Origin of the sequence: Alkalibacillus haloalkaliphilus C5, assembly GCF_000269905.1 — a bacterium.
Lineage (GTDB): Bacteria > Bacillota > Bacilli > Bacillales > Alkalibacillaceae > Alkalibacillus > Alkalibacillus haloalkaliphilus_A.
In genome coordinates, this window is record NZ_AKIF01000188.1 from 1 (window position 1) to 4,729 (window position 4,729).

The following is a 4,729-nucleotide window of genomic DNA, read 5'->3' on the forward strand; positions in this document are numbered from 1 at the left end:
AGATTGAAGTTAACGAATAATGCTCCTAACAATCCCCCGATTACAACGATAAATGAACTAACTTGCACAAATGAACTGACACCAGAAATTCCGTCATTAAAGAAAATTCCTAACAAAATCATGGTTGCACCAAGGGCTATTCCAATCGGTGTTAATAAATCTCTTTTTTCATTACCTCTCACCCTATTTCTATTAACCTGTCTACCATGAATATCGACATATTTTTTATTTTGTTGAGTCTCTTTCTACAATTCTGTGAGGTAATGTTACTTGTTCTTGGTCAATTTCTTCACCACGTAGTAATTTTGTAAGTAAACGCATTGAAACAGCACCAATATCATACATCGGCTGTAAAACACTTGTTAAAGTTGGTCGAACCATATTGGCTAACCTCGTATTGTCAAAACCGATCACTTCAATTTCTTCAGGGATTTTAACACCTTGGTCTTGCGCGCCATGAATGACACCAAGTGCCATTTCATCTGAAGAAGTAATAATTGCTTTTGGACGTTTTTGTAAGCTTAGAAAATAATTAGCCGCTTCAATTCCTGAATTATAACTATCGTCACCAGCATAAATTAACTCCTGATTAAAACTTAATCCTTTGTCATTTAAAGCATCTTCATATCCTTGTTTTTTCATTTCATTAATTGTGGCATTCAATGGAGATGTGACAAAGCCAATTGCTTCATCATTATGTTCAGCTAAAAACTGAACCGCTTCTTTCATCGCCTGGTAGTAATCAATATTAACTGAAGCTAATGACTGAGATTCATCAACCGTAGCTGCTAATATAACGGGAACATTAGCGTGTTTAAATGCTTCAATATGTTCATCTGTTACTGATGACCCCATAAAGATGACACCATCAACTTGTTTTTCTAACATATTATCAAGTAAATCAAGCTCTTTATTTTTCTGCTGATCTGAGCTACTTAAAATAATATGATACTTGTACATTGATGCTATATCTTCAATACCTCTTGCAAGTTCTGCAAAGAAAAGGTTCGATATATCAGGAATAATAACACCAACTGATGTCGTTTTACGGCTTGCTAAACCACGTGCAACGGCATTCGGCCTAAACCCTAACTCATTAATAGCGTCTAACACCTTCTGCCTAGTTGTCGGTTTTACGTTTGTGTTTCCATTAATTACTCGAGATACTGTTGCCATTGATACATTAGCTTTTTTGGCTACATCGTATATTGTTACACCCATCTTTCAACGACTCCTTGTAAAATAAACTTTTAGTAAAGCCCTGTACAGATTTACAGAGCTAAAATAGTCAACATATGATAATAGTTTTTCCTATTTTTTCATGTTTATGAAATACATAATTTTCTCTTATTATACATGAAAACATAGTCCATTCATAACGTTAATTAAACTTATTTCATTGAATTTTCTAACCGCATAGTTATTTCGTTAAACACCATTAAACTCGCCTTAACGGCCGAACAATTATGCAATTATAAAAGAAAACCGTGTAAGGTTCAATAAATGTGTGGCTACAAAACAAAAAAGATCGAAGTATATACGCTACGACCTTTTTTAAACAAATCTATTTATATGTTATGAGCTGTAACATTAGGTTGTTTTAATTGTTCCATGAAATATTCAAACGTTGGGATATCCATTTGTTGTTGTGAATCTGATAGAGCAACAGCTGGGTCTGGATGTACTTCTGCCATCACACCATCAGCTCCTACTGCTAGTGCTGCCTTGGCCGCAGGTAAAAGTAGATCTCGACGTCCCGTAGAATGAGTCACATCAACCATAACTGGTAAGTGAGTTTCTTGTTTTAATACAGGTACAGCTGTAATATCTAACGTATTTCTAGTTGCTGTTTCGTATGTTCTAATACCTCTTTCACAAAGAATTAGGTCACTATTCCCTTGTGAAACAATATACTCCGCTGCATTCATAAATTCATTAATGGTAGCTGCTAAACCACGCTTTAACAGAATCGGTTTGTTCACTTTCCCTGCTTCTTTCAATAAGTCAAAGTTTTGCATATTGCGTGCGCCAATTTGAATAATATCTAAATACTGTGAACCGATCTCAATATCTTTCGGATTCGTAATTTCACTAACAACTTTCAAGCCGTATCGGTCACCAGAATTTCTTAATATTTTAAGACCTTCTTCTCCTAACCCTTGAAAGTCATAAGGAGAAGTACGTGGTTTAAATGCGCCACCTCTTAAAATATTAACACCTTGCTCTTTTACTGATTTAGCCACTGTGTCAACTTGTGCTTGGGATTCAACAGAACATGGTCCAATTACGAATTGAGATTGACCATTCCCAACTGATACATCACCTACATTAACAACCGTATCGGTAGGTTTTTTCTCACGAGAGACGAGCAACGTTTTTTGATAGTCATCCTCTTGTAATTCTTTAGCCGCTTTAAAAATTTCTTTAAATAAATGCTCAATAGTTGAATATTCAAAAGGCCCTTCGTGTTGTTCTACAATATGATTTAACATCTCTCGCTCTCTTACAGGATCATATGCTTTCATTCCTTGTGATGTTTTAATATCGCCGATTTCTTTAACGAGACGGCCACGTTCATTAATTAGTTCTAAAATTTTAATATTAACTTGATCGAGCTCTTCTCTTAATTGATCTAAATGATTACTCATGAAAGCTTGCCTCCAAATTTAGTTTATATACATGAACTTTTATGGTACATTAACCTTAATTACGTTATTTTTATACAAAATTCGCTAAATTCAACGATTCAAAGTGATAAGATAATATACAATTATTATATCGAACGACTGAAGTCTTGTCATTCTCTCAGCTTAAAGCTTTGAACATTGTATTTAATAAAGAGGTGGTAATATGAACCATTTATTTGCTTTAGATATCGGGACTCGCACTGTAGTAGGCCTTATTTTACAAAAAGAAGACAATGTTTATCGTGTTATTGATATGGTTTCACGTGAGCATAAAGAACGTTCTATGGTAGATGGACAAATACATAATATTATTGCTGTATCAGATGTTATTCAAGAAGTTAAAAATGAACTAGAAGCAAAGCATGGCACATTAAATGAAGTGTGTGTTGCAGCTGCCGGTCGCGCTTTAAAGACGATGAATAGTTCTGTTACGGTTAACATTTCCGAACAACCGCTAATGACATCTGATGATATATTTCATTTAGAATTAGCAGCGGTACAACAAGCTCAATATCAACTAGCTGAACAGGAGGAAGAAGCCTCTAGTACACAATACTATTGTGTTGGTTATTCAGTTTTACATTACTATTTAGATGAACAAGAGATCGGCTCATTAATCGACCAACAAGGTGAACAAGCTCAGGTGGATATTATCGCGACCTTTCTTCCTAAAGTTGTTGTCGAGTCTTTATTATCAGCGTTACAACGAGCTGGATTAGAAATGCAAGCTTTAACATTGGAACCAATTGCCGCAATTCAAGTACTAATCCCACAATCTATGAGAAAATTAAACGTTGCATTAGTTGATATCGGTGCTGGAACGAGTGATATTGCAATTACAAAAGAGGGTACTGTCATTGCTTATGGAATGGTTCCTAAAGCTGGAGATGAAATTACAGAAGCAATAAGCCAACAGTATTTATTAGATTTCCATCAAGCAGAAGAAGCAAAAAGACAGTTAGTGGAAGAAAATAAAATGGAAATTGAAGATATATTAGGCTTTACATCTGAAGTTCCAATTGAAGAAGCAACAAAAGAAGTTCATTACGCTATAGATCAATTAGCTGATTCTATATGTAACCAAGTGATTGAGCTTAATAAACAATCACCACAAGCCGTTATGTTAGTTGGCGGCGGTAGTTTAACTCCAAATCTAACACAATACATTGCAGATAAACTACAATTACCGAAAAACAGAGTAGCAGTGCGTGGTATTGAAGCAATTAAAGACTTAAAAGGGCAAGACCAGTTACCAAGTAGCCCTGAATATGTAACGCCGATTGGAATTGCTATTGCATCACAACAAAGTCCAGTCCATTACATCAGTGTAACGATTAATGAACGAATGGTCCGATTATTCGATATTAAGCAGTTAACAATTGGTGATTGCTTACTTGCGGCTGGAATAGAACTTAAAAAACTTTATGGAAAGCCTGGTATGGGAATCGTCGTGACATTTAACGGTAAATCTATCACACTTCCAGGAACATATGGGACTGCACCAACGATCAAGATCAATGAAAAAACAGCCTCAATCCGAGACTCCATTTCTCACAGTGATGAAATCGAAGTTTTACAAGGTGAAGATGGTAAAACCCCTAACATTACAGTCCAAGATCTAACTGGGCCTCTAGAAGATTTAACGGTCCAACTTAATGATTCGAGAATAAAAATACCACAAAAAGTAGAGTTGAATGGTCGTGTGGCTCATAGTGATGATTTGCTTCAAGATGGTGACGAAATAAATTGGCAACCGAAAACAACTGTTAAAGATGTACTTATTCAACATGTTGATTCTAGTATTCATGAAAAAGTTCATCCCTTTAAAATAAAGATAAATGGTAAAGACTACCTCATTAAAGACCAAATGCTAACGTTATATCATAACAGTAGGCTTGCACAACTTGATACAACGATTAAGGAATATGACCAAATTTATTATGAAATAACTGATCATATAACAGTGAGTGATTTATTAGAGCTTTTAGAAATTAATTTACAAGATTCTATAACTGTTATATATGATAGTCAACCAGTTAATC

3 protein-coding genes and 1 pseudogene are annotated in these 4,729 nt (G+C 35.0%); 1 reads left to right on the forward strand and 3 read right to left on the reverse strand.

The window, feature by feature from the left end:
* From A194_RS18700 to A194_RS0114750, 3 genes and pseudogenes are all read right to left on the reverse strand, one after another.
* Nucleotides 1–182 (reverse strand): annotated as a pseudogene (locus A194_RS18700) (motility protein A); the annotation flags it as partial.
* Nucleotides 183–225: 43 nt separating this feature from the next.
* Nucleotides 226–1,221 carry a catabolite control protein A gene (ccpA, locus tag A194_RS0114745; RefSeq protein WP_017187570.1) on the reverse strand — a complete coding sequence of 332 codons (996 nt, stop codon included), beginning with the start codon at nucleotides 1,219–1,221 and terminating at the stop codon, nucleotides 226–228.
* Between the two features lie 347 nt (nucleotides 1,222–1,568).
* Complete coding sequence (locus A194_RS0114750; protein ID WP_017187571.1) at nucleotides 1,569–2,648, reverse strand: bifunctional 3-deoxy-7-phosphoheptulonate synthase/chorismate mutase; 1,080 nt, start codon at nucleotides 2,646–2,648, stop codon at nucleotides 1,569–1,571.
* Between the two features lie 202 nt (nucleotides 2,649–2,850).
* On the opposite strand from A194_RS0114750, the gene A194_RS0114755 reads away from it, so the two are divergent.
* Nucleotides 2,851–4,729: cell division protein FtsA (locus A194_RS0114755; protein WP_017187572.1), on the forward strand; the 1,879-nt coding region annotated here is incomplete at its 3' end.